Origin of the sequence: Paenilisteria portnoyi, from assembly GCF_014322795.1 — a bacterium.
GTDB lineage: Bacteria > Bacillota > Bacilli > Lactobacillales > Listeriaceae > Listeria_A > Listeria_A portnoyi.
In genome coordinates, this window is record NZ_JAASTT010000001.1 from 159,311 (window position 1) to 183,248 (window position 23,938).

The 23,938-nt window shown below is 41.2% G+C and carries 23 protein-coding genes and 1 riboswitch; of the genes, 6 read left to right on the forward strand and 17 right to left on the reverse strand.

Going from position 1 to position 23,938, the window contains the following annotated elements:
• Positions 1-57: 57 nt before the first annotated feature.
• From HCJ66_RS00775 to HCJ66_RS00840, 14 genes are all read right to left on the reverse strand, one after another.
• A complete protein-coding gene (locus tag HCJ66_RS00775) occupies positions 58-873 on the reverse strand; it encodes a TlyA family RNA methyltransferase (protein ID WP_187131430.1) in 816 nt (271 codons plus the stop codon).
• 2 nt (positions 874-875) lie between these two features.
• Positions 876-2,768 carry a 1-deoxy-D-xylulose-5-phosphate synthase gene (gene dxs / locus HCJ66_RS00780; protein WP_187131431.1) on the reverse strand — a complete coding sequence of 631 codons (1,893 nt, stop codon included), beginning with the start codon at positions 2,766-2,768 and terminating at the stop codon, positions 876-878.
• A gap of 211 nt (positions 2,769-2,979) precedes the next feature.
• On the reverse strand, positions 2,980-4,653 hold the full coding sequence (locus HCJ66_RS00785; protein WP_187131432.1) for an FAD-dependent oxidoreductase: 1,674 nt from the start codon (positions 4,651-4,653) through the stop codon (positions 2,980-2,982).
• Between the two features lie 13 nt (positions 4,654-4,666).
• The gene (locus tag HCJ66_RS00790) at positions 4,667-5,962 is read right to left on the reverse strand and encodes an arsenic transporter (RefSeq protein ID WP_187131433.1); all 1,296 of its coding nucleotides are present in this window, start codon (positions 5,960-5,962) and stop codon (positions 4,667-4,669) included.
• 166 nt (positions 5,963-6,128) lie between these two features.
• Complete coding sequence (locus HCJ66_RS00795) at positions 6,129-7,007, reverse strand: polyprenyl synthetase family protein (RefSeq protein ID WP_187131434.1); 879 nt, start codon at positions 7,005-7,007, stop codon at positions 6,129-6,131.
• Positions 7,007-7,240 (reverse strand): exodeoxyribonuclease VII small subunit, encoded by a 234-nt coding sequence (gene xseB / locus HCJ66_RS00800; protein WP_036062363.1) that lies wholly within the window; start codon positions 7,238-7,240, stop codon positions 7,007-7,009. Before xseB ends, HCJ66_RS00795 begins: the two co-directional genes overlap by 1 nt.
• A gap of 2 nt (positions 7,241-7,242) precedes the next feature.
• Entirely contained in the window at positions 7,243-8,583 is a 1,341-nt protein-coding gene (gene xseA / locus HCJ66_RS00805; RefSeq protein ID WP_187131435.1) for an exodeoxyribonuclease VII large subunit, read from the reverse strand.
• A gap of 567 nt (positions 8,584-9,150) precedes the next feature.
• A complete protein-coding gene (folD, locus tag HCJ66_RS00810; RefSeq protein ID WP_187131436.1) occupies positions 9,151-10,017 on the reverse strand; it encodes a bifunctional methylenetetrahydrofolate dehydrogenase/methenyltetrahydrofolate cyclohydrolase FolD in 867 nt (288 codons plus the stop codon).
• A 127-nt stretch (positions 10,018-10,144) separates the two neighbouring features.
• The gene (nusB, locus tag HCJ66_RS00815; protein ID WP_187131437.1) at positions 10,145-10,537 is read right to left on the reverse strand and encodes a transcription antitermination factor NusB; all 393 of its coding nucleotides are present in this window, start codon (positions 10,535-10,537) and stop codon (positions 10,145-10,147) included.
• Between the two features lie 43 nt (positions 10,538-10,580).
• Positions 10,581-10,979 (reverse strand): Asp23/Gls24 family envelope stress response protein, encoded by a 399-nt coding sequence (locus tag HCJ66_RS00820; RefSeq protein ID WP_036093979.1) that lies wholly within the window; start codon positions 10,977-10,979, stop codon positions 10,581-10,583.
• Positions 10,980-10,991: 12 nt separating this feature from the next.
• Positions 10,992-12,347 carry an acetyl-CoA carboxylase biotin carboxylase subunit gene (gene accC, locus HCJ66_RS00825; protein WP_181675588.1) on the reverse strand — a complete coding sequence of 452 codons (1,356 nt, stop codon included), beginning with the start codon at positions 12,345-12,347 and terminating at the stop codon, positions 10,992-10,994.
• A 12-nt stretch (positions 12,348-12,359) separates the two neighbouring features.
• Complete coding sequence (accB, locus tag HCJ66_RS00830) at positions 12,360-12,821, reverse strand: acetyl-CoA carboxylase biotin carboxyl carrier protein (protein ID WP_187131438.1); 462 nt, start codon at positions 12,819-12,821, stop codon at positions 12,360-12,362.
• A 195-nt stretch (positions 12,822-13,016) separates the two neighbouring features.
• A complete protein-coding gene (gene efp, locus HCJ66_RS00835) occupies positions 13,017-13,580 on the reverse strand; it encodes an elongation factor P (RefSeq protein ID WP_181675590.1) in 564 nt (187 codons plus the stop codon).
• A gap of 72 nt (positions 13,581-13,652) precedes the next feature.
• Complete coding sequence (locus HCJ66_RS00840; protein ID WP_187131439.1) at positions 13,653-14,714, reverse strand: M24 family metallopeptidase; 1,062 nt, start codon at positions 14,712-14,714, stop codon at positions 13,653-13,655.
• 219 nt (positions 14,715-14,933) lie between these two features.
• Here HCJ66_RS00840 and HCJ66_RS00845 point away from each other — a divergent pair, with 219 nt between their 5' ends.
• The 4 genes from HCJ66_RS00845 to HCJ66_RS00860 are packed head-to-tail and all read left to right on the forward strand — an operon-like array spanning position 14,934 to position 17,258.
• Positions 14,934-15,839 carry a DUF1385 domain-containing protein gene (locus tag HCJ66_RS00845; RefSeq protein WP_425489589.1) on the forward strand — a complete coding sequence of 302 codons (906 nt, stop codon included), beginning with the start codon at positions 14,934-14,936 and terminating at the stop codon, positions 15,837-15,839.
• A 9-nt stretch (positions 15,840-15,848) separates the two neighbouring features.
• Positions 15,849-16,124 (forward strand): hypothetical protein, encoded by a 276-nt coding sequence (locus tag HCJ66_RS00850; protein ID WP_187131441.1) that lies wholly within the window; start codon positions 15,849-15,851, stop codon positions 16,122-16,124.
• A gap of 52 nt (positions 16,125-16,176) precedes the next feature.
• Positions 16,177-16,560, forward strand: a complete 384-nt coding sequence (locus tag HCJ66_RS00855) for a rhodanese-like domain-containing protein (RefSeq protein ID WP_343068941.1) — start codon at positions 16,177-16,179, stop codon at positions 16,558-16,560.
• A 56-nt stretch (positions 16,561-16,616) separates the two neighbouring features.
• Positions 16,617-17,258: a pentapeptide repeat-containing protein gene (locus HCJ66_RS00860; RefSeq protein ID WP_187131442.1), complete on the forward strand. Its 642-nt coding sequence runs from the start codon at positions 16,617-16,619 to the stop codon at positions 17,256-17,258.
• A 46-nt stretch (positions 17,259-17,304) separates the two neighbouring features.
• On the opposite strand, the gene gcvPB is transcribed toward HCJ66_RS00860, so the two are convergent.
• From gcvPB to gcvT, 3 genes are read right to left on the reverse strand one after another with little or no spacing between them, the layout of a single operon-like run.
• On the reverse strand, positions 17,305-18,789 hold the full coding sequence (gene gcvPB / locus HCJ66_RS00865) for an aminomethyl-transferring glycine dehydrogenase subunit GcvPB (RefSeq protein ID WP_187131443.1): 1,485 nt from the start codon (positions 18,787-18,789) through the stop codon (positions 17,305-17,307).
• A complete protein-coding gene (gcvPA, locus tag HCJ66_RS00870; protein ID WP_187131555.1) occupies positions 18,786-20,132 on the reverse strand; it encodes an aminomethyl-transferring glycine dehydrogenase subunit GcvPA in 1,347 nt (448 codons plus the stop codon). Before gcvPA ends, gcvPB begins: the two co-directional genes overlap by 4 nt.
• An 18-nt stretch (positions 20,133-20,150) precedes the next feature.
• The gene (gene gcvT, locus HCJ66_RS00875; RefSeq protein ID WP_187131444.1) at positions 20,151-21,239 is read right to left on the reverse strand and encodes a glycine cleavage system aminomethyltransferase GcvT; all 1,089 of its coding nucleotides are present in this window, start codon (positions 21,237-21,239) and stop codon (positions 20,151-20,153) included.
• A 95-nt stretch (positions 21,240-21,334) separates the two neighbouring features.
• Positions 21,335-21,427, reverse strand: a riboswitch (glycine riboswitch).
• Positions 21,428-21,785: 358 nt separating this feature from the next.
• Here gcvT and comGA point away from each other — a divergent pair.
• The gene (comGA, locus tag HCJ66_RS00880; protein ID WP_187131445.1) at positions 21,786-22,802 is read left to right on the forward strand and encodes a competence type IV pilus ATPase ComGA; all 1,017 of its coding nucleotides are present in this window, start codon (positions 21,786-21,788) and stop codon (positions 22,800-22,802) included.
• Positions 22,783-23,814, forward strand: coding sequence for a competence type IV pilus assembly protein ComGB (gene comGB / locus HCJ66_RS00885; RefSeq protein ID WP_187131446.1), 1,032 nt, complete (start codon positions 22,783-22,785; stop codon positions 23,812-23,814). The genes comGA and comGB overlap by 20 nt, the downstream gene beginning before the upstream one ends.
• Positions 23,815-23,938 lie beyond the last annotated feature (124 nt).

Here is a 23,938-nt window from a genome sequence, read left to right on the forward strand (position 1 = left end):
AATGGCTTAAAATATAAAAAGTCGAGCTATCTATAGAAGACAACTCGACATGTATAATTATTCTAATTTCGTATGAGCTTTCGTCACAATTTCCGCGAGTTCTGTCGCCGATAAATGATTTTCGCCTTTATTATCCCATTTTAGATGAGCGATAAATTCGATGTTACCTTCGCCACCCGTAATAGGAGAAAAGTCCACGGCAAGGACAGAGTAACCCTCCGCAATCGCAAAAGTCGTGATTTTCTCGATAACTTCTAGGTGAATTTTCGCGTCACGGATAATGCCTTTTTTCCCGACTTGTTCTTTTCCAGCTTCGAATTGTGGCTTTATTAAACACATGACTTCCCCATCACTAACCAAAACAGTTTTCAGAACGGGTAAAATTAATTTCAGTGAGATAAAAGAAACATCAATCGTCGCAAAATCTGCTAAACCTTGTTCAAAATCAGCCGGCGTTACGTAACGGAAATTCGTGCGTTCCATGACAGTGACGCGCGGATCATTGCGCAGTTTCCATGCCAACTGGTTATAGCCAACATCGAGCGCGTACGAATGCTTTGCGCCATTTTGAAGGGCACAGTCCGTAAATCCACCTGTCGAAGAGCCGATGTCTAGCAACAGCTTATCTTTTACATCTAAATCAAATACTTGGAGCGCCTTCTCCAATTTCAGGCCGCCACGACTTACATATGGCATCACTTTTCCCTTCACCTGAAAAACAGCTTCCACAGGGAATTTTTCGCCGGGTTTATCGACGCGTTCTTCTTTTAAATACACTAAGCCAGCCATCACAGACCGTTTCGCTTTTTCGCGTGTTTCAAATAAGCCTTGTTCTACTAATAATACGTCTACACGTTCTTTTTTTATCGCCATCTCTACGCCCTTATCTGTTTTTCTGGTAATATTTTTTGAATCGTACTTAAAATACCAAGCGCTGAAATACCGTGCTCTGCCAATATCATATCGACCGAGCCGTGGCTAATAAACGTGTCAGGAAGTCCAATTCGTCTGACAACCGCTTGATCATAGCCGTGTTCCTCAGCAAACTCGAGCACCGCCGTACCAAATCCGCCTTTTAAAAGGGATTCTTCGACCGTAATAATCGGAACGCCGCGTTTCATCAAATCATGCAACATCGCCTTATCTAGTGGCTTAATGAAGCGTGCGTTGATGACACCAGCCTGAATACCTTGACGTTTCAATTCTATCGCGGCCTCAACAGCCATCGGAATCGTCGTCCCAAATGTCAAAATAGCTACATCAGCAGGCTCACTAAGCGCTTCCCACGAACCGATGGGAACAGCTTTCATCTCAGCGTCAATTTTCACGCCGAGTCCATTTCCACGTGGATAACGAATTGCAATCGGTCCAGCATCGTATTCATGCGCCGTTTTCACAAGGTGTCGTGCTTCATTTTCATCTTTTGGCATCATAATCGTCATATTTGGAATCCCACGTAAAAAGCCAATATCAAAAATTCCTTGATGCGTCTCACCATCGGCACCAACTAAGCCAGCGCGGTCAATCCCAATCATCACATTCAGTTCTTGCCGGCAAATATCATGTACCACTTGATCATACGCGCGCTGTAAAAACGTCGAATAAATCGCTAAAAACGGTTTCATGTCAAGTGCTGCAAGCCCCGCTGCCATTGTTGTTGCATGCTGTTCCGCAATCCCAACATCAAAAAAGCGATCAGGGAAAGCCGTAGCGAATTTCTCAAGTTTTGAACCAACAGGCATGGCAGGCGTAATCGCAACAACGCGTTCATCGCTCTGTGCCAGTTCCAATACCGCATCACTAATAACGGCACTCCATGCAGGAGGACCACCAACAGGCTTGATAAAATCACCGGTTTCTATTTTGTAAGGGCCAGTACCATGCCAGTTTCCAATACGATCAGATTCAGCAGGTTGATAGCCTTTCCCTTTCGTCGTCACCACATGCATCAGAACAGGACCTTTCACTTTCTTAGCAAACTCCATATTCGTAATCAAATCATTGTAATCGTGTCCATTTACAGGACCAAGATACGTGTAACCCATCTCTTCAAAAAAAGTACCCTGCACAAGCAGATACTTGATGCTATCTTTAATTCGTTCCGCAGCGCCAGCAATCTTATCACCAGCCGTCGGAATTTTTTTCATCGCCGCTTCAATATCCTTTTTCGCACGTTTAAATTTACCCGACGTACGCAGTTTACCAAGAACATTATGCATCGCCCCAACGTTCGGCGCAATCGACATGTTGTTATCATTTAAAACCACAATCACATTCTTCTTCATATCACCAATATGATTCAGTGCTTCAAGCGCCATACCACCGGTCAATGCCCCATCACCAATAATCGGTAAAACGTGGTATTTCTGTTTGCGGATATCCCGTGCAATCGCCATTCCGGCTGCTGCTGACAACGAAGTAGAACTGTGCCCTGTTTCCCAAACATCGTGCTCTGACTCTTTGCGCTTCGGAAAACCGTCTAAACCATCATGCTGTCGTAATGTATCAAATCTATTTGCTCTACCAGTTAAAATTTTGTGTACGTAGGATTGGTGCCCGACATCCCATAAAAACTTATCTTCAGGGCTATCAAAACAATGGTGAAGTGCTACCGTCAGCTCAACAACACCAAGGTTCGGTCCGATATGCCCGCCCGTTTTGGAAGTCGATTGAATCAGGAACTCGCGAATATCCGCACTGAGCGCTTCCATTTGCGTTACGTCCAAGTCTTTCACGAACGCAGGATCCTTAATTTTCAATAAATCCAAACAAAACAACTCACTTTCTAGGATTTCTCCATCAATATCGTTTGGTGCACGCCAATTCGCGCTACCTTAAATGTTTCCATTGGTCTCATTATAAACCAGTTACGGGAAATTTACTATTAAATTGTTGGCTAACGTTGTATAAATAATGATGCCAAACAAAAAGATGGTGGGTGCTAGGAGCGTGTCCTTACCCATCCATCGAAATAATCGCTTATTTTTCTTGCATTTCTAAATAAAGTTGGTAGTTCTTATTTCCACCAGATAAATTATAAACCATAGTAAAACCATTATTTTTTAGTATGTTCTGAGCAGCGTTGCCCGTCACACCTTTATTGCAATACGTTACTGTAGGTAAAGCAGAATCAAGAGAATCGATACGTTCTCGAAGCTCTGCCAGAGGAATATGAACCGCACCTTTCACGGCAGAAGCTTCAAATTGCTTTTTCGAGCGAGTATCGATAATCTGCAATACTTCCCCTGATGCTCGCCTTTTCTCTAACTCAGCAGGTGTGATTAGTGGATTGTCGTGGATGGCATTATCTAACGCCATCCCGGTATATAAAATGGGATCCTTTGTCGTTGAGAAGGGTGGCGCATAAGCTAAATCTAAATGAAATAAATCCGAAGCAGTAGCTTTAAAGGTAATCGCCGTAGCCAACACATCGATTCGTTTATCCACACCACTCGTTCCTGTTATTTGAGCTCCAAGGATTCGCGCGGTTTTCTTATCAGCAATCGCTTTTATCGTCATTTCTTTACCGCCTAAATAATCAGCCTTATCAGGTTTAATATTGTATAATACTTCTATTTCGAATCCAGCTGCGCGCGCTTCTTGCTCAGTTAATCCCGTATAAGCAACCGTCATATCAAAAATCCGGACAATACCCGTACCAAGAATTCCGCGATGCGTTAAAGTACCACCAGTTAAAGCATCACCAGAAATCCGCCCCATCTTATTTGCTGTAGAACCTAATGGCCGATATAAAGCTTGGCCAGTAATCAATGAGTAGCTTTCTGCAACATCCCCTACCGCTGAAATAGTTGGTATGTTTGTTCGCATGGTTTCATCTATTGAAATAGCCCCCGTTTGCCCGATAGAAACACCTGTACCATCTAATATGTCGGTACTCGGCGAAACCCCAGTAGCTAAAATAATCATATCTGTTTCGTATTTATTTCCATGGCTATCTAGAATGGATAAAACACTGTTATCTTCGTCTAAATAATACACTTCTTCAACGGTTGTATTTAACTTAATCTGGACGTCTTGTTTTTCGAGCTCTTTTTGAACACGGAAAGCCATATCTTGATCCAGGTGTTTCATCACTTGATTACCGCGTTGCACCACTGTGACAGCTATACCAATTTGTTTTAGTTGCTCCGCCATCTCCATACCGATAAAACCTGCGCCAACAATCAACGCTTTTCTTGGCTTTTTCTGACGTATAAAATGGTCTATATTCGTTGCATCTTGTATATTTCTGACATGGAAGACATTTTGAGCGTGTGGATAGGTTCTGAATGTCTCTGGTATAATAGGTTGTGCTCCTGTAGCGATCACTAATTCATCATAGGAGTCTTCGAATATCACACCTGTTCTAAGATTCAAAACGTCGATTGTTTGCTTCTCGGGATGAATTTTTAAAACATGATGTTCAGTATGAATGGTCACGTTATATCTTTTTTGAAACCATGCGGCATTTCTAGGTGTTAGCGTGTCAATCGATGAGACTTCACGCCCGATAAAATAAGGGATACCACAGACAGAATACGAAATATCCTTACCCTTATCATAGACAACAATCGCTTCTTTTTCCGTATTTCTTCTAGCTTTTGCGGCGACGCTTGTTCCTGCAGCCACCGAACCGATAATAATGATTTTCATACAACTACCTCCATTAATTCCAAATAAGTAATGATATATATAAACCAACAAGTGTTACAAATAGGACTGGGAGCGTAATAACAATACCAATTTTAAAGTAGGTACCCCAGCTTATTTTCACATTTTTTTGAGCTAATACGTGCAACCATAGAAGTGTTGCTAAAGAACCAATTGGTGTTATTTTTGGACCCAAGTCAGAGCCTATTACATTCGCATAAACAAGCGCTTGTTTCATGATGCCTGTAAACGGTGTATGATCGATGGCTAATGCGTTAATCATCACAGTTGGCATATTATTCATAATGGACGATAGGAAAGCGGCGATGAACCCCATGCCGATGGTTCCAGCAAACAAGCCGTAATGAGCAACATGTTCGACCGCATTTGCTAGCAACTTCGTAATCCCTGCATTTTGTAAGCCGTAGACAACAACATACATGCCAATAGAGAAAAATACAATATTCCAAGGTGCCCCTTTTAAAATGGTTTTGCTACGGACCGCCTTACTCCTTTTAGCAAGCAGTAAAAACATAAATGCGATGATCAGCGCAATAAATGAAACGGGAATCCCTAACAAACTACTTGAAAAATAGCCTACTAAAAGTAGCGCGAGGACCCCCCATGAAATATGAAACATTTTTACGTCTTTTATCGCAGTAGCTGGTGTGGTAAGATCCGCGGTACTATATTTTTTAGGTAAGGCTTTTCGGAAATAAATATAAAGAATAGAAATACTCGCAATAAGAGAAAATAAATTAGGAAGCCACATGATCAAAGCATAGCGTGAGAATGAGATCCCAAAAAAGTCAGCCGAGACAATATTCACTAAATTACTCACGACCAATGGCAAAGAAGTAGTGTCCGCGATAAAACCACTTGCAATAATAAACGGAAAAACCTTCTTCTCATCAAATTTAAGCGCACGAACCATCGCCAATACAATAGGCGTCAAAATAAGTGCCGCACCGTCGTTGGCAAAAAAAGCAGCGACAAGCGCTCCTAAAATGGAAATAAGGACAAACATGAGTATCCCATTGCCCTTAGCTAGCCGTGCCATATGTAGTGCCGACCATTCGAAAAAACCAATTTCATCTAGGACTAGCGAAATGATAATGATGGCAATAAAAGCTAATGTAGCATTCCAAACAATCCCAGTCACCGTCACGACATCCGTTAACGTTACAACACCTAGAAGCAATGCAATAATAGCTCCACCACATGCAGACCAACCAATCGATAAATGTTTAGGCTGCCAAATGACAAAAATAAGTGTGACGGTGAATACTAATATAGCTAATGTTACTTGCATAATATGCGCCTCCTTTTTAGTTAATATGTAATTTGTTGTATCCTTTTTTCGATTAGGATTGCTGTCATAATCATGAATCAATAACATAGACATATATCTATGTTAAAGTGTAAATGATAAGCTTCTAAGTGTCAAGTACATACATTTAGAAGTCCATCATGTGTATTTAGAAATCACGTAAAGCAATCAAATCGGTCAATCCTAACAAATACGTAGCGTCAATATCTAGTATTCCCAGAGCTTGTTTCGCAGCGTTGGTATGCTCCGCCAAAGCTTGTTTCGCGCCATCTAATGACAATAATGCAGGATACGTGCTTTTCTGTAAATCAAAATCAGCGCCCGTTTTTTTGCCCATTTTTTCTGCATCGCCAATCACATCTAAAATATCATCACAAATTTGAAAAGCAACACCAATATGCTCCGAAAATTGCTTCAGTGTTTCTTGATCCTCTTTCGTGGCCCCTGCAATAATAGCACCACTTAACACGGAAGCCATTAACAAAGCGCCCGTTTTACGTTGGTGAATCGATTCCAGTTCTTCGAGCGTCAACGTTTTATTTTCGCCAAGGATATCCGCCTGTTGACCGCCTACCATACCAGCCACACCAGCATTCTTTGCGAAAAGATGTACAAGTTCGATTTTTGTCGTAGCGGGTAAATTAGTGTCATTTGCGATAATTTCGAAGGCTTTTGTGAGTAATGCATCGCCAGCCAAAATTGCTGTTGCATCGCCGTATACCTTATGATTGGTCGGCTTCCCTCGTCTATAATCATCATTATCCATCACCGGTAAGTCGTCATGAATCAAGCTATATGTATGAATCATTTCCATTGCAGCAGCTGTTTCATAGCCCAGTTTAGGATCTTTTCTATAGGCAATCAGAGTCGCTAATACAAGGAGTGGTCGAATACGTTTCCCGCCAGCTTCAAGTGAATACATCATCGACTGCTCTAGTTTTTGATCAGAACTAGTTGCACGAATACTTCGCTTCATACACGCCTCTATTTCTTGCTTATAGTGTTCCATAAATTGCTCAAAAGTCATTATTTCTTACCTTCTTCTGCCTGAAATGGTTCTTCCTCATCTGATTCAGTAACCACTTTCGCTAATTTATCTTCCGCCGCCGCTAGTTTTTCCTGGCATAATTTCGTCAATTCAATACCACGTTGGTACATCTCCAGAGAATCTTCTAAGGAAACATTGCCTTCTTCTAACATTTGAACGATACCTTCTAGTTCCTTCATCGCTTCTTCATAACTAATTTTTTTCGTTGCCATAATTAGTTTCCCTCCTTTTCTGTGATTTTTGCCCGAATTTTTCCATCTGCCATTGTCACTTTAATTTCATCGCCAACTTCCAGATTCGTGCTCGATGATAGGATTTCATTCTCCTTATAAACAACGCTATAACCTCGCTGCAGCAAACCAAGTGGGCTCAAATGTTCTAGGGCTTCTATTTTTTGCAAGAAATCTCGCCGCTTCGTTGTGACAAGATGACTCATTTGTTGATTCAAGTCTTTGCTAGCATTCGCCAACATCTGCTTTTGTTGCGCTATTTCACGATCTAATCCAGTGTGCGACAAGCGAAAGGATAGCCGTTCAAACGCATGTTGATTCATGATAAGGTGTTGCTTTAATCCGCGCGCTAGACGTTCGATAAAATAATCTGTACGTTCCTGATATTGCTCTATTTGGCGCTTTGGTCCATGCACAAATAAACGTTCTTGTTGCCTAGATACATGTTGTTTAGAAACATCTACTCGCTGTTTCATTGCCTGGATCAGACGAAAACGACGCTCTGCTATGCGCTCTAATAAATCTCGATAATCCGGAACGGCCAATTCTGCAGCAGCTGTTGGCGTTGCTGCTCGAACATCTGCTACATAATCCGTCAATGTTGTATCTGTCTCATGCCCCACCGCAGAAATAATTGGAATACCAGAATCAGCCACAGCACGTACAACAATTTCCTCGTTAAAAGCCCATAAATCCTCAATAGAACCGCCACCACGACCAATAATTAAGACATCAATATCATTCCGAAAATTAGCTCGTTCAATATTCCGAACAATATTGGGAGCAGCCGTATCCCCTTGCACAATCGTTGGAAATAGCAAAATTTCGGTCGAAGGCATGCGTCGTTTCATCGTCGTGATCATATCTCGAATTGCGGCGCCGGTTTTCGACGTAATGATTCCCACTTTTGCAGGAAAAGAAGGAAGCGCCTGTTTGCGATTTTGCGCAAAAAGCCCCTCCTTATCCAATTGTTTCTTTAATTGCTCTAGCTTAATGTAGAGGCTACCAACCCCATCAGGCTCCATCCATTCTGCGTACAGTTGATAGCGCCCGCCTTTACTAAAGACACTCACGCGACCAGTCAACATAATTTGCATGCCATCCTCCGGTTTAAAACCAAGTTTAGCAGCCGATTTTTGGAACATAACGCAACGAAGCTCAGCACCTTCATCTTTCAGCGTAAAATACATATGACCGCTGACAGGCTGTTTAAAATTCGAAATTTCACCTTTTACATAGACATTTTTCAAATAAGGATCGACTTCAAATTTCTTCTCAATATATTTAGTTAGTGCCTCAACACTGAGGTATTTGTCTTGCTCCATCACCACACAACCTAACAATAAAAAAATTTATAAATCTGGCATATACTCCATGTGAACCGGCGACAAGCGCTCACACTCCAATTCGCTCGATTTGTGTAAAGGGTCTGGGACATAACCCAGATAAATCGGCGACAAGCGTTCGCATTGTTGGGGCTGTTCGAAATGAAATGAGTTACAGCCCCAATATGCCTATGAGGATCGCGAATAGGCGTTCCTTCAGGATATTTAGAATAAGGACGCGGTACATCTCTATGGTTCGGCTACGCAATACTTGCTACGCTTAACTTCTTGCATGGTCGAGGAAACTACCCTCTCCCTGCTTTTGTTGTGGTTCTTTGAAGCGAAGCGAATTAGAACCTCAATATGCAGAGGAACGCAGTGAGTCTGCCTTCCCTCCTCTATTCCACCAAATCCCCTGAATACAAACGCTTTCGCTCGATTTGTATAAAGCAAAATTTTTCGTCCTACCCGAAAAAATGGGAGGGCGCTTTTGCTTTATATTGAGTTTGTCCCAGCTTCTCTATGCAGGTCTCGTTAGTACGCAACCTAGTTTCAATAAATCCTACTTTATTTCGTTTGTAATTGTGTATCCCAAATACGTTTTGCTGCTTTTAGCGTGTTTGCAAGTAGCATTGTAATCGTCATAGGACCTACACCACCAGGAACCGGTGTGATGTAGCCTGCAGTATCTTTGACATCATCAAAGTCTACATCGCCACACAATTTATTATTCTCATCACGATCCATACCAACATCAATGACTACAGCACCGGGCTTAATCGCATCTTTTTTAATGAACTTAGCGAGTCCAGTGGCAACTACTAAAATATCTGCCGTACGTGCAACGGCTGGTAAGTCTTTCGTGCGGCTGTGTGCAATTGTTACCGTCGCATTCTCTTGCAATAATAGTTGAGCAACTGGTTTTCCGACAATATTACTGCGTCCAATAACGACTGCTTGTTTGCCTTCAATAGAAACCCCAGTTGATTTAATCAGCTCAATGATTCCAGCTGGTGTACAAGGGACAAACGCTTCTTTCCCAACATAAAGGTTCCCAACATTCATTGGATGGAAGCCATCGACATCTTTTTCAGGAATAATCGTGTCAATCACTTTGTCCTCAGAAATATGCTTTGGAAGCGGTAACTGTACTAAAATACCATGAATTGTCACGTCATTATTTAAGTCTTCTACGGTCTCTAACAATTTAGCTTCTGAAATGTCTTCTGGTAACTCGATTAAAACGGATTTCATACCTGCTTCTTCTGTGCGCTTCTGCTTATTTCTTACATATGTACGGCTCGCCTGATTATCGCCAACAAGCACAACCGCAAGTCCTGGTTGTAAATTTTGTTTTGCGAGTTCAGCCACCTCATTTGTTACGTTCTCTTGAATCTTTTTCGCCAGTTGTTTACCATCAATAATTTGTCCCATCAAAAAAGCCCCCTTAATTTTTATCTGAAACCTGATAATTCCGAGGCCCAAAAAGTGCCCCGAAACAGGTAACATTACTCATTCGTCGAAACTTTTGTAAATTAAAAATGACACTGCGTAAAAATATTTAATCTATATCGTCGTCTTTCGCGATATTAGCTAAAACACCATTGATAAACTTACTTGACTTCTCATCACTGAAAATTTTGGCGATTTCGAGTGATTCGTTTAAGCTTACTCTGTCGGGTATATCTTCACAATAAACCATTTCAAATACACTCACTCGTAGGATGGCAAGGTCGACTTTATTCAATCGATCCATACTCCAATTGTCCAAATTACCTGCGATCAGCTCGTCAATTGCTGTCTTATTGGCAACGACACCTTCTACTAACTTATCAACATAGGCATCGCTTTGCTCTTCCATCACGTTGGCTATCGCTTGATCCAAATGCATCTCATTAAGTTCCATTTGAAACAATATTTGAAGAGCCTTTTCTCGTGCTTCTCGTCTTTTCATTAAAAGCTCTACTCCTTAGTTCAGTAAGGTTCCGCCTTACTTATTAAATTTCTAATTCATCAAATGACATCGTTTCTTGTCGTTCGAATTGGACACCAACAATATGGATATTCACTTCAACGACTTCTAGACCGGTCATATTTAGAATAGTTTCACGAATACTATCTTGAATGTTCTGCGCTAAAAGTGGAATGGTTGCGCCAAATTGAATATAGCAATAAACATCAATCACAATACCAGCTTCGGTTAAATCAATTTTTACACCTTTACTATGGTTTACTGCACCACCAAGACGTTCGCGCATTTCGTTAGTAAACGAACCTTGCATACCAGCCACATTTTCAACTTCTGCCGCAGCAAGCCCTGCAATAACGCCAATAACTTCTGGTGCTATTTCGATTTTCCCAAGTGTTTCCTCGTTTTTATTTTTTGTTAATGCCATGATTATCTCTCCTCACGATTGATTCATTACATCATACTTTTCAAGGAATTTCGTATTGAAGTCCCCTGAAATAAAGACTTCGTGGTCTAACACGCGTAAATGGAACGGAATCGTTGTTGGAATTCCTTCGACGGCAAATTCACCTAACGCTCGTTTCATTTTAGCGATCGCTTCATCACGCGTTTCACCGTAACAAATCACTTTCGCTACCATGGAATCATAATATGGGGGGATTTTGTAGTTCGGATATGCAGCCGAATCGACACGAACCCCATTACCACCTGGTGGCAGGTAAAACTTGATTTCTCCTGGTGCTGGCATGAAATTCTTTTCTGGATTTTCTGCATTAATACGACATTCGATTGCCCAACCAGTTAATTTTACGTCTTCTTGTTTGATGGTCAAGCGTTCACCAGATGCAACGAGAATTTGTTGTTTCACGATGTCAATACCAGTAATCCACTCTGTCACGGGATGTTCCACCTGTACACGCGTATTCATTTCCATGAAATAAAATGTTTTTTCGTGTGGTTCATAAATAAATTCGATGGTTCCAGCGCCAGAATATTTTACGGCTTTCGCTGCTTTTACAGCTGCTTTCCCCATTTTCTGACGCATTTTTTCGTCTAAGGCTGGGGATGGTGCTTCTTCAATTAGTTTTTGAAGGCGACGTTGAATAGAGCAGTCGCGCTCACCTAAATGAATGGCATTACCATAATTGTCCGCCATGACTTGGATTTCAACGTGACGGAAATCTTGAATGAATTTCTCAATATACACGCCTGAATCGCCAAATGCGGCTTCGGCTTCTTGCTGCGTCGTTTGCAAGCCAGAAACGAGTTTTTCTTCGTCTTCAGCGACACGAATTCCTTTACCGCCACCACCAGCTGTTGCTTTGATAATGACAGGATAGCCGATTTTTTTCGCTAATTTCTTCGCTTCTTCTACATCTTGAATGATTCCTGTAGAACCTGGAACGACTGGGACTCCTGCTTTTTTCATTGTTTCACGGGCGACATCTTTTGTTCCCATTTGCGAAATTGCGTCGGCACTTGGACCGATGAAAATAATATTGCAGTCTTGACAGAGCTCTGCAAAATCAGCGTTTTCCGCTAAAAAGCCATAACCTGGATGAATCGCGTCACAATTCGTCAATACGGCAACGCTAATAATATTCGACATGTTAAGATAGCTTTCTTTCGAAGGTGCAGGTCCGACACAGTATGCTTCATCTGCCAATTGGATATGTAGGCTCTCAGCATCTGCTTCTGAATAAATGGCAACCGTTTCAATATTCATCTCTTTTGCAGCGCGGATGATACGAACAGCGATTTCTCCACGGTTCGCTATCAATATTTTTTTTATCATGATTATTACCCCTTATTTCTTTCTAACTTTGAATAATGGCTGACCGAATTCGACTAGTTCACCGTTAGAAGCAAGTACTTCGACAATTTCACCGTTCACATCTGCATCGACATCATTTAGTAATTTCATCGCTTCAATAATCGCCACAACGGTCTTCTCATGAACCATAGCGCCAACTTCTACAAATGCTGGGCTTTCTGGATTTGGAGAGCTGTAAAAAGTTCCAACCATTGGTGATGTGATAACATGGAAGTCTTCTGCTGGTGCGGTTGGTGTTGCGCTAGCTACTTCTGCTTCTACTTGTGGCGCTGGAAGAACTGCTTGTACTGTTGGTGTGGAAACAACTGGTGCCCCTGTATGTTCGCCACCTTTTTTCATTTTAATCTTGCCTTGTTCGGTCTCGTATTCGAACTCAGTCAATGAAGACTCATCTACTAATTTCACAAGTTGCTTAATCTCGTTAATTGATAACATTATTTATAACACTCCTCAAAATTCATCTATAAAATATATATAAGTTCAAATGCATTCGTCACGCATCCTAATTATTGTACCATACTTTCCATAGAAACTCGTAGCTTAACGCCGTTTTTTTGCAAAAAAAATAGCCTTGTCCTATTCTGCTCACGGAGAACCGTAAAAGTAGGCCAAGACAGACTATTTTTTCAATTATTGTGCACGTGAAACGTATGATCCGCCTTCTGTCGTGTTGACAACAAGAGTATCATCCACATTGACGAAGAAAGGAACGTTGACAACAAGGCCCGTTTCAAGTGTTGCAGGTTTTGAACCACCGGAAGATGTATCGCCTTTTATTCCTGGGTCTGTTGCAACTACTTTTAACTCCACCGTGTTTGGCAAGTCTACTCCAAGCGTTTCTCCTTGGTACATCATGATTTGAACTTCCATGTTTTCACGCAAAAATTTCAATTCATACTCGATTTGTTTTTCTGGAAGCTCGATTTGATCGTATGTTTCTGTGTTCATGAAGATGTGCTGATCGCCACTTGCATACAGATATTGCATTTTATTGTTATCGATTTGTGCTTTAGCTACTTTCTCGCCACCACGGAACGTTTTTTCTTGAATAGCGCCAGTACGTAAGTTACGTAATTTTGAACGAACGAACGCAGCGCCCTTCCCTGGTTTTACATGCTGGAAATCTAGCACGCGCCAGATGCCGTTATCTACTTCAATCGTTAAACCTGTTTTAAAATCGTTTACTGAAATCATCTTTGTATCCTCCTACTTTTAAGTTGGTTTCATCCTTACTTATTTAACCACAAAACGCGCCATTATACAATTCTATAAAATAATTAGTTCTTTCGACGAGTGTGTTAAAACTTCATTTCCTGTTTCCGTAATCAAAATATCATCTTCAATCCGCACGCCGCCAACGCCTGGTAAATAAATGCCTGGCTCATCCGTGACAACATTTCCTGCCACAAGGATATTTGGACTCTTCATCGAAAGGTTTGGTCCTTCGTGAATTTCTAAACCGATGCCGTGACCTAATGAATGTCCAAATGCCTCGTCGTATCCTTTTGAGGCAATATGATCGCGGGCAATAGCATCCGCCTCAATGCCAGTCATCCCTGGTTTTAGGGCGTCAATAACTTTAAGTTGCGCTTCTAAAGTCACCGCATAGATTTCTTTTAGCTTAGCGCTAGGTTCGCCAATAGCAATCGTGCGTGTCATGTCAGAGCAATAACCGTTATAATAGCAACCATAATCCATCGTCACAAAGTCGCCTACTTCAATGATTTTGTCCGATGCCACACCGTGCGGTAAGGCCGAGCGAAGTCCAGATGCAACGATCGTATCAAAGGAAGAACCAGATGCCCCGTTTCTACGCATGAAAAATTCTAGTTCATTTGATACTTCTAACTCCGTCAAACCAGGTTTGATAAATGTCAAAATATGCGTGAATGCTGCGTCTGCAATTTCGCAAGCCGTTTTAATCGCAGAAAGTTCTGAGGCTGTTTTGACTTTGCGCATATCCTCCAATAAGTCGCTAAACGGTTCTAATTTTGCCGAGAAAAAGCTTTGCATTGATTTATGCTCAGCGACGGTTACAAAAGCTTCTTCAAAATAAAGCGTTTGAATCCCCAATTCTGCGATAATCGCTTGTACAGTTTCCAAAATCGGACCTTTATTTTGGCGAATTTCAAAGTCCGCTGCTTGCTTAGCCGCTTGTTCCGTATAACGGAAGTCCGTCACAAAAAAGGCTTTACTTGGCGTAATAAGAGCCATACCAGTCGTTCCTGTGAAATCCGCAACGTAGTGACGGTTATAATCGCTTGTCACGAGAACAGCTTCCATATTTCTATCCTCTAAGGCCGCTTGAATCTTTGCTAATTTAGTCATTCTAATTCCTCCTAAATGTTTCGTTATGTAACTATTTTTTCGCTCGAATACAGCTATTCTATCACAAACTGCGCAAAATAACTTTTTTTATGCGTTATAACTATACGAATCAAGCAAATTAGCGTAGAATAACAGATGTATACTAAATAAGGCTGGTGAACGATTTTGAGTGAACAGATAAAAGGAATATATGGCGGTCAAGCCGTGGTCGAAGGCGTCATGTTTGGGGGCCGCAGAGAGACTGTCACTGCCATCCGACGAAAAGATGGCACCATTGAATACTTCTATTTAACGAAAAACCCACCTGGCTGGGTGCAAGCATTGAAGCGAATTCCTTTTATTCGAGGCATCGTAGCTTTAATCGAATCAAGCGCAATCGGCTCTAAGCATCTGACTTTCGCAACCGATCGTTATGATGAGGACCCGCTTGACGAAGCAGAAAATAAGAAAATCGAAACAAAAGAGTCCAAACTTGCGATGTGGCTAGGCGTGGCAGTTGTCGGCGTCCTTTCCTTCATCTTCGCAAAATTTGTCATGACACTCATTCCGGTTTTTATAGCGAATCTTTTCAGACCAGTCGTGTCAGGTGATATGGGGCAAATTATGCTAGAGACGCTATTCAAATTACTTCTCCTGCTCGGCTATATATTCGCCGTCTCGCAAACGCCCATCATCAAGCGCGTGTTCCAATATCACGGCGCAGAACATAAGGTCATTAATTGCTATGAGTCCGATTTAGAGCTTACCGTCGAAAATGTCCAAAGCAGATCGCGACTTCACTATCGTTGTGGTTCTAGCTTCATTTTATTTACCGTTATAGTTGGTATGTTTATCTATATGCTCGTGCCAACAGATCCACTCTGGGTTCGTGTTGTCAACCGGATTCTGCTCATCCCAGTCGTGCTCGGCGTAGCATTTGAAGTCTTACAACTAACGAATAAGTGTCGCAACATCCCGATTTTGAAATATCTCGGCGTACCAGGTTTATGGTTGCAACTTTTAACAACAAAAGAACCCCAAGATGATCAAGTCGAAGTAGCCATCGCATCGTTCAACGAGTTGCATCGCGTCGAAAAAAGCAAACAGGAAGAAGCACTACCTGAAAACCTAGAATTACTAGAATGAGGTGAAAAAATGCGCAAATTCCCTATTTGGTTTTATATTTTAGCGATTTTAGCCGTGATTGGTATCTTTTTCGTAGGATTTAAAAGTATTATTAGCAGCCTCGTCGTATCCATCATCCTAATTCTCATTATTTGGCTACTCTTCCGCTTTCTAGGAAATAGACCGAAAAAAGATGATAAATACCAAGCAGCGGTTAAACAATCCCAGAAACTACGCGCAAAAAACAACCCGCAAACAAAAAAACGAAAAACTTCTTTGAAAGTCATTGATGGAAAGAAAAAATAAGTTATAATGGTAAGTGGAGATAAAGAAACGAAAGGGGTATATCAGCTTGAACATTGACTGGAGTTGGGTCTTAGCAATTGCCATTTTGGTCGTTTTGCTAGGCTATGAAGTGTATCAATATACGATGCGCAAGAAAGCATTAACCATTTTAACCGAGGAAGAATTCAAAAAAGACTACCGGAAAGCGCAATTAATTGATGTGCGTGAGCCAAAAGAATTTGATGCTGGGCACATTTTAGGAGCAAGAAACATCCCGATGTCCCAAATGAAAGCTCGGAAAGCAGAAATTCGTCAAGATTTACCAGTCTACTTGTATTGCCAAAGCGCACAACGAAGCAACCGCGCAGCTATCATGCTTTACAAAGCCGGCTACAGAAACTTGTTCCAACTAAAAGGCGGCTACAAAAAATGGACAGGAAAAACAAAATCAAAATAAGCATACAGCCACTGAGCGCGTCGATTGCTTAGTGGCTTTTTCTAGGAGGTTTTATTATGTCGAAAAAAATGCAAACACCGAAAATACCTGCGCATCTGGAACCGCTAGATTCAAATTGGCTTTCTGAAGAAGTCTACCTTCGTGAAGTATTGATAGAAGATCGTGACTTTGATTTTGATCCAATGGAACGAATCGTGCTCGATCAAGTTATCCTGCGAAACGTGAACTTCGTGACACTCGAATTTCCGAATATTGAACTTACCGATGTCATTTTCGAGAAGTGTAACCTTTCAAATGTTGCTTTTAATTCTGCTGTTATTCACCGCTGCCAGTTCATTGATTGTAAGCTAACAGGCGCTGACCTCTCAGATTCTTTGATACATAATACCTTATTCCAAAACTGCCTACTGACGATGAGTTCACTCGGTTTTTCGAAATTCAAGCATGTAGAATGGCATGATTGTTCGCTTATAAATGCGGATTTTTATGAGAGTGAGTTGAAGCATTCAGAAATTATTAATTGCAAGCTAAACGAGGCTAATTTTTCTAATGTTTTGATGGAAAGTATAGATTTAAGTGTCAATCACTTTGACGGTATAACTGTCTCACTTGATAAATTGCGTGGTTGTCGCGTAACATCTGAGCAAGCGCTTAGTTTTGCGAGAGCGCTTGGTGTTGTAATTACGGAAGAAGACTAAAAAAGAGGCCGTGTTTCCCGATTTAACTGGGGAACACGGCCTCTTTTCATGTCGTTACTTCATCTTCTACTTTTTCTTGGTAGCGCAAGACTGGTTTACGAGCCGCACGCGTTTCATCCAAGCGTTTTACATAGGTGTTATAGGGTGCTTCTTGTACAATTTCAGGGTTATCCTCTGCCTCTTTCGCAATTTTAAGCATGACATCGATAAAGCCATCCAAAGTCTCTTTTGACTCGGTTTCTGTTGGCTCAATCATGATAGCTTCTTCCACGATTAGCGGAAAATAAACAGTCGGTGGATGGAAATTATGATCCAACAGACGCTTAGCGATATCCAATGTACGGACGCCTAATTGCTTTTGGCGTTTTCCGGAAAGCACAAATTCATGTTTACAAATTTGGTCAAACGGTAAATCGTACGCTCCTTCTAAGCGGCGCATCATGTAGTTTGCATTCAACACAGCATATTCCGTTACTTTTTTCAGACCATCCGGCCCCATTGTGCGGATATACGTGTAAGCGCGAACATTGATACCGAAGTTACCATAATAAGGTTTTACACGTCCAATCGATTGTGGATAATTGTAATCAAATGTATATTTATCCTCTTTTTTTGTTAAAACGGGTGTCGGTAAAAATGGAATTAAGTCCTTCTTCACACCGATTGGGCCTGATCCGGGTCCGCCACCGCCATGAGGTCCCGTGAATGTTTTATGCAAATTCAAATGCACAGCATCAAAGCCCATGTCACCAGGACGAACTTTTGCCATGATTGCGTTCAAATTCGCACCATCATAATACAGTTTCCCACCAGCTTTATGCACGATATCAGCCATTTCTACAATATCTGCTTCAAAAAGACCCAGTGTGTTTGGGTTTGTAAGCATCAATGCTGCTGTATCATCACCGACCACACTTTTTAGATCCTCAATGTCGACAAGTCCTTTTTCATTTGATTTCACGGTAATAATATCAAAGCCAGCGACAGATGCAGATGCAGGATTCGTACCATGTGCGGAATCCGGAATGATCACTTTTGTACGATGATGATCTCCATTTGCCTCATGGAAAGCGCGGATTAGCATTAATGCAGTCCACTCCCCGTGCGCACCGGCAGCAGGTTGCAATGTTACTTCGTCCATGCCAGTGATTTCAACAAGACTTTCTTGAAGATCGTAAAGCATCTCCATAGCGCCCTGTACAGATTCCTCCGGTTGATATGGATGAATATTCGCGAAACCTGGGAAACGTGCAACTTTTTCATTAATTTTCGGATTATATTTCATTGTACAAGACCCGAGCGGATAAAAGCCCGAATCAACGCCGAAATTATGGTTAGAAAGCGTTGTATAATGACGCATTAACTCCAGCTCACTCAATTCTGGCAAAGCAGGAGGTGTCTCTCGCACATACGCAGCCCCGAATAAACTCTGCAAGTGTACTTCTGGCACATCGCGCTCTGGCAAACTATATCCAATACGACCAGGAACCGACCGCTCAAATACTAACGGCATTGTTTCGCTATTATTCATTTTGCACCCTCCAAACTTGTTACAAACGACTCAATTTCTTCTTTTGTACGCATTTCTGTCACAGCTACAAGCATGTGGTTCGCGTATTTCTCTTCGTAATTCCCCAAATCATAGCCACCAATAAAGCCTTGATCTAGCAATTCTAAATTGACTTCTTTCACTGGTTTCGATAATTTCACTACAAATTCATTGAAAAACGCATCGCCAGAAATAACATGAAACCCTTTTTCTTGGAAGGTTTTCTTTGCAAAATGAGACTTATCGATGTTTTGTTTCGCCATTTCAGTAATCCCTTGTTTGCCAAGCGCACTCATTGCAACCGAGGAAGCTAGTGCATTCAGAGCCTGATTGGAACAAATATTGGATGTTGCTTTGTCACGACGAATATGCTGTTCACGCGCTTGCAATGTCAACACATATCCTCGTTTCCCGTTCTCATCCACGGTCTCGCCAACAAGACGCCCTGGAACTTTACGGGTTAATTTTGAGGTAACAGCAAAATAACCACAATGCGGGCCACCAAATGCTTCCGAAATTCCGAATACTTGAGAGTCACCAACAACGATATCCGCACCGAATTTACCAGGTGGCGTCAATGCTCCAAGCGCTAATGGATTACTCGAAACCACGAATAACGCCTTATTGTCATGTGCTAACGGCTCAATTTCTTGCAACGCCTCTATTTGACCATAAAAATTAGGGTACTGCACAATAACGGCTGCTACTGTATCGTCTATTTGCGCTTCTAAAGCTGCCAAATCTGTTGCGCCGTCCTTTTCATCGATCTCGATAACCTCGATATGCTGCCCTATCGCATACGTTTTCACAACATTACGTGATTCCGGGTGTACCGCTTTTGAAATCAAGATTTTTTTGCGTTTTGTGTGAGCACTTGCTAGCATTGCAGCTTCCGCAAGGGATGTTCCGCCATCGTACATGGAAGAATTCGCTAAATCCATACCAGTAATTTCTGCAATCATCGTTTGAAATTCGAAAATGGCTTGCAACTCCCCTTGTGAAATTTCGGGTTGGTAAGGCGTATAAGCTGTATAAAATTCAGAACGAGAAATCACACTATCTACCACAGTCGGAATGTAGTGATTGTAAACACCAGCTCCTAAAAACGAGGCATACTCAACCGAATCCGCATTTTTACTAGCCAACTTAGCGAGTTCTTTCAAAAGAGCTGGCTCAGATTTCGCTGGTTTTAAATTATATTCTCGGTTAAAACGAATGGATTCAGGAATATCCGTAAACAGTTCATCAATAGAAGAAACTCCAATTGTATCTAACATATCCTTTTCATCTTGCTCTGTCATTGGTAAAAAACGATGTTTCGCCATCATATTACATCCTCCTCATTATTTCGCGCGTTTATAGAATGGGGTCGGCACTACTTTTGCCTTCAATTTCTTGTTGCGAACTTCGACTTCCACTTCGGTATCAAGCGCTGTGTAATCAATGTCAACCAACGCTAAACCTAGGTTCTTACCAAGCGTTGGAGATTGCGTACCACTTGTTACGATTCCAATCTCTTTATCACCAGCAAAGACCTTGTAATCATGTCTTGGAATCCCGCGATCAATTAGCTCGATACCAACAGATTTACGTGATAAACCGGCTTCTTTTTGCGCTATCAATGCTTGTTTACCAATGAAATCTGGCTCTTTTTGTAATTTCACTGCAAAGCCTACACCAGCCTCAAGTGGCGAAATATCTTGCGTAAGCTCCTGACCATATAGGGCTAAGTTCGCTTCAAAGCGCAAGGTATCACGCGCTCCTAGGCCAATTGGCAGTACACCTTTGTCTAAAATCGCTTCCCAAACTTGCGGTGTATCTGAGGCTTTTGTATAAATTTCAAAACCATCTTCCCCTGTATAGCCTGATCTTGATATAAGCGCTGGAACACCTGCTACATCCACATTGTCAACAAAACCAAAGAATTTAAGTGCCGCTAAATCTGCATCCGTTAAAGTCGCTAATATTGTCTGAGCGTTAGGCCCCTGCAAAGCTAGCTGTCCATAATCTGCGGAAACATTAGTCACCTTAACGCCTTCTGACGCATGTTTTGCCAACCATTCAAAGTCTTTTTCTGTGTTTGATGCGTTTACAACCAGTAGATAATCGTCATCCGCTTTCATATAAACGACCAAGTCATCCACTACACCACCGGTTTCGTAACACATAATATTATATTGAGCTTTGCCAATTTTCAATTTAGAAATATCATTAGACAATACTTTTTGTAAAAATGCCAAACTTTCAGGTCCCTGCACCGCAACTTCCCCCATATGCGACACGTCAAATAGCCCAGCAGCTGTTCTTACAGCCTCGTGCTCGGCCTTTATTCCCGAAAACTGTACTGGTAAATCCCATCCACCGAAATCAATTGTCTTCGCACCGTACTTTTCATATAACGGAAAAATAGGCGTTTTCTTTAATTCTGTCATGTGAATCCTCCTCTTTTTTTGCATACTAAAAGGACTTACTCGTTAAAATAAGTCTCTGTCGTACTCCAAAATAAGGAATAATGCCTCCAGAGTTGCGTCCCATAAACATCCTTTTGCCTGAGAGTTTCACATTCCCATGCTTTCCCCGTCGGCGCTGCAAAATTCGCAGTCTCTCTGTCTATTTTCATCCGCTCTATTATGTATTAGCTGCCTTTTCTATATGTTACCACGAGACCCCATCGTTCGGCAAATAATTAAATTTAAGATGCTGTTTTTATTTTTTTAAACATATAGTTCGGAATGAAAGGGTTTTACAAGGAAAGTCCTGCTCTATTATACGTATGTGAATGATGGAACAATTAGCGAAAACTAAAATATTTTTCTAACCCTGATTCCAAAGTTTATCTGCCTATTTTCTCTACTAACATTCATTTTTGAGCTCATATATCACTTGAAAATCACAAACTCGCTTTTCTATATGAAAAGGGAAATAGTGTTGTTACGGCGAATACATTTAGCATAGACAAAAATAAGGAGCCTGCCAACATGATTCAAAATTTAGCCAACACCCTCTTAAATCAAGCAATTCTACTCACAGCAAGCGATGTACACATAATTCCAGCAGAAGAACAGTATCGTATTTTGCTACGTATCAATGGAAGACTACAATTCTTTGCCTCTCTTCCAATTGATAAAGGTGAGCGACTACTAGCACATTTGAAATATCGAGGGTTCATGGATATTAGCGAGACTAGAAAACCCCAAAGTGGCGCCTTTCAAACAAGCATTCAAGGGCGTAAAGTATCTGTTCGACTTGCTACTATACCTAATTTCCGCTTTATTGAAAGTATGGTAATTCGTGTTTTCTCAGAACAAGAAATAATACCTTTTCAAAAAAGCAGCGTTTTCCAACGAATAACGCACCATATACTTTCCCTCGCACAGAAACGAACAGGCCTACTCTTATTTTCGGGAGCAACTGGTAGCGGTAAAACATCAAGTATGTACAGCTTGGCCCATTCTTTGAGTTTGCAACACCCCTTACAGATTATTACCATCGAAGACCCTGTTGAACGACCGATGCAAGCATTTCTACAAGTGCAAATTAACGAAAAAGCAGGACTTGATTACGCAGATATCATACGAGCAACCCTTCGGCATGACCCAGACATCTTAATTGTGGGTGAGATTAGAGACTCACATACAGCAAAAATGGTTATTCGAAGCGCTTTGACAGGACATCTCGTTTTGAGCACGGTACATGCAGACAGCACATATGGTGTTCTATCTCGCCTTTTGGAGCTAGGTGTTGATAAAGAAGAATTACGACAATGCCTCATTGGCATCTCCCATCAACAACTAAAACACTTACATTGCATGTTTTGCACTAGCAGGTGCCACGCTTTATGTAACCATCTCGCGCAAAAAAGAACCGCCCTTTACGAATTCATAGAAAAAGAACAAATTAATGATTTTCTTGCGACTAGCGTAGAAATCGATATAGTGAGTAACATAAATCAACAACTCAAGAAAGGAGTTTGTTATGGCTTTTTCTCTTCGTAATAATTGGCGTGCTGACGGAGAATTTCTCATACGACTCGCCGATCTTCTAAATAAGGGTTTCACGATGGAAGAAGCGATTTCGTTTCTCTCCATTACAACACCAAAAGATACACCTCGGAATATAAAAATGATTGAAACACTCTCTTCAGGAGCCCCTTTTAGTGAGGCGTTACTACAAGCGAATTTCCCGAGTTTTGTCTGTACACAGCTCCATTATGCTAGTAAACACGGTTATTTTAATGAGACTGTTCAAGAAACCGGAGATCACCTCATGCGAAAAGCAGAGCAACAGAAGGCGTTACGGAAAATTTTCCAATATCCACTTATCCTTTTTATGACCGTTATTGTTGTATTCTTCCTGTTACGCATTTTCCTACTTCCGAAATTCGACATGCTATTTACACAGTTAACGCACGGAGAAAATAAAACCACCAATTTCACTTATTTTATTCTAGAAAAGCTCCCCTTACTTTTCCTGGCTTTCTTGGGAATTCTTTTTATGCTATGTACTATCTTCCTAACAAAACAAAGAAAAAAGAACTCTTATGAACGTGCGGAACTTTATTGCAGAATTCCCATCTTAAAAAAATTCATGCGTTTGCATTATTCTCAATTATTTGCCCGCGAATGTGGTTACCTTCTAAAAAGCGGCTTGTCCATTAATGACATGGTTCAAGTGTTCGCATTACAAGACTCTCCACCTCTTTTCAAACATATTAGCACATCTATTGAAAAAGCATTTTCTGAAGGGACCTTATTTACAAAATCCCTCGCCTCTTTCGCTATCTTTGAATCGGAATTGATTTATATTATCCAACACGGCGAAAAAAATGGTCAATTAGCTGAAGAACTTCTGTTTTATTACAAACTATGCCATCAAAAATCTGAAGAAAAAATAGAAAAGATATTCAGCTTCATACAACCTGCTGTATTTATGGTGATTGGCATACTTATCGTATCCATCTATCTATCCATCCTCTTCCCGATGTTCTCGATGGTGAACTCCATCTGAATAATACAAAAATAGGAGTGATTTAAATGTTTAAAAAAATCAGTTGGAAAGATGAATCAGGTTTTACTTTAGTGGAAGTAACCGTGTGACAGTACCTACTTACATTTTAAACCAAAAAGATCGA

Bases quoted from the DNA above. Each gene is read 5' to 3' on its own strand.
- HCJ66_RS00850 (WP_187131441.1), top strand. From the start codon at position 15,849: ATGCGCAAATTCCCTATTTGGTTTTATATTTTAGCGATTTTAGCCGTG.
- HCJ66_RS00790 (WP_187131433.1), bottom strand. From the start codon at position 5,962: ATGCAAGTAACATTAGCTATATTAGTATTCACCGTCACACTTATTTTT.
- gcvT (WP_187131444.1), bottom strand. From the start codon at position 21,239: ATGACAGAATTAAAGAAAACGCCTATTTTTCCGTTATATGAAAAGTAC.
- xseB (WP_036062363.1), bottom strand. From the start codon at position 7,240: ATGGCAACGAAAAAAATTAGTTATGAAGAAGCGATGAAGGAACTAGAA.
- gcvPA (WP_187131555.1), bottom strand. From the start codon at position 20,132: ATGGCGAAACATCGTTTTTTACCAATGACAGAGCAAGATGAAAAGGAT.
- accB (WP_187131438.1), bottom strand. From the start codon at position 12,821: ATGTTATCAATTAACGAGATTAAGCAACTTGTGAAATTAGTAGATGAG.
- comGA (WP_187131445.1), top strand. From the start codon at position 21,786: ATGATTCAAAATTTAGCCAACACCCTCTTAAATCAAGCAATTCTACTC.
- accC (WP_181675588.1), bottom strand. From the start codon at position 12,347: ATGATAAAAAAAATATTGATAGCGAACCGTGGAGAAATCGCTGTTCGT.
- HCJ66_RS00795 (WP_187131434.1), bottom strand. From the start codon at position 7,007: ATGACTTTTGAGCAATTTATGGAACACTATAAGCAAGAAATAGAGGCG.
- HCJ66_RS00785 (WP_187131432.1), bottom strand. From the start codon at position 4,653: ATGAAAATCATTATTATCGGTTCGGTGGCTGCAGGAACAAGCGTCGCC.
- HCJ66_RS00845 (WP_425489589.1), top strand. From the start codon at position 14,934: ATGTTTGGGGGCCGCAGAGAGACTGTCACTGCCATCCGACGAAAAGAT.
- HCJ66_RS00820 (WP_036093979.1), bottom strand. From the start codon at position 10,979: ATGGCATTAACAAAAAATAAAAACGAGGAAACACTTGGGAAAATCGAA.
- HCJ66_RS00775 (WP_187131430.1), bottom strand. From the start codon at position 873: ATGGCGATAAAAAAAGAACGTGTAGACGTATTATTAGTAGAACAAGGC.
- comGB (WP_187131446.1), top strand. From the start codon at position 22,783: ATGGCTTTTTCTCTTCGTAATAATTGGCGTGCTGACGGAGAATTTCTC.
- efp (WP_181675590.1), bottom strand. From the start codon at position 13,580: ATGATTTCAGTAAACGATTTTAAAACAGGTTTAACGATTGAAGTAGAT.
- HCJ66_RS00840 (WP_187131439.1), bottom strand. From the start codon at position 14,714: ATGACTAAATTAGCAAAGATTCAAGCGGCCTTAGAGGATAGAAATATG.
- HCJ66_RS00860 (WP_187131442.1), top strand. From the start codon at position 16,617: ATGTCGAAAAAAATGCAAACACCGAAAATACCTGCGCATCTGGAACCG.
- folD (WP_187131436.1), bottom strand. From the start codon at position 10,017: ATGGGACAAATTATTGATGGTAAACAACTGGCGAAAAAGATTCAAGAG.
- gcvPB (WP_187131443.1), bottom strand. From the start codon at position 18,789: ATGAATAATAGCGAAACAATGCCGTTAGTATTTGAGCGGTCGGTTCCT.
- xseA (WP_187131435.1), bottom strand. From the start codon at position 8,583: ATGGAGCAAGACAAATACCTCAGTGTTGAGGCACTAACTAAATATATT.
- nusB (WP_187131437.1), bottom strand. From the start codon at position 10,537: ATGAAAAGACGAGAAGCACGAGAAAAGGCTCTTCAAATATTGTTTCAA.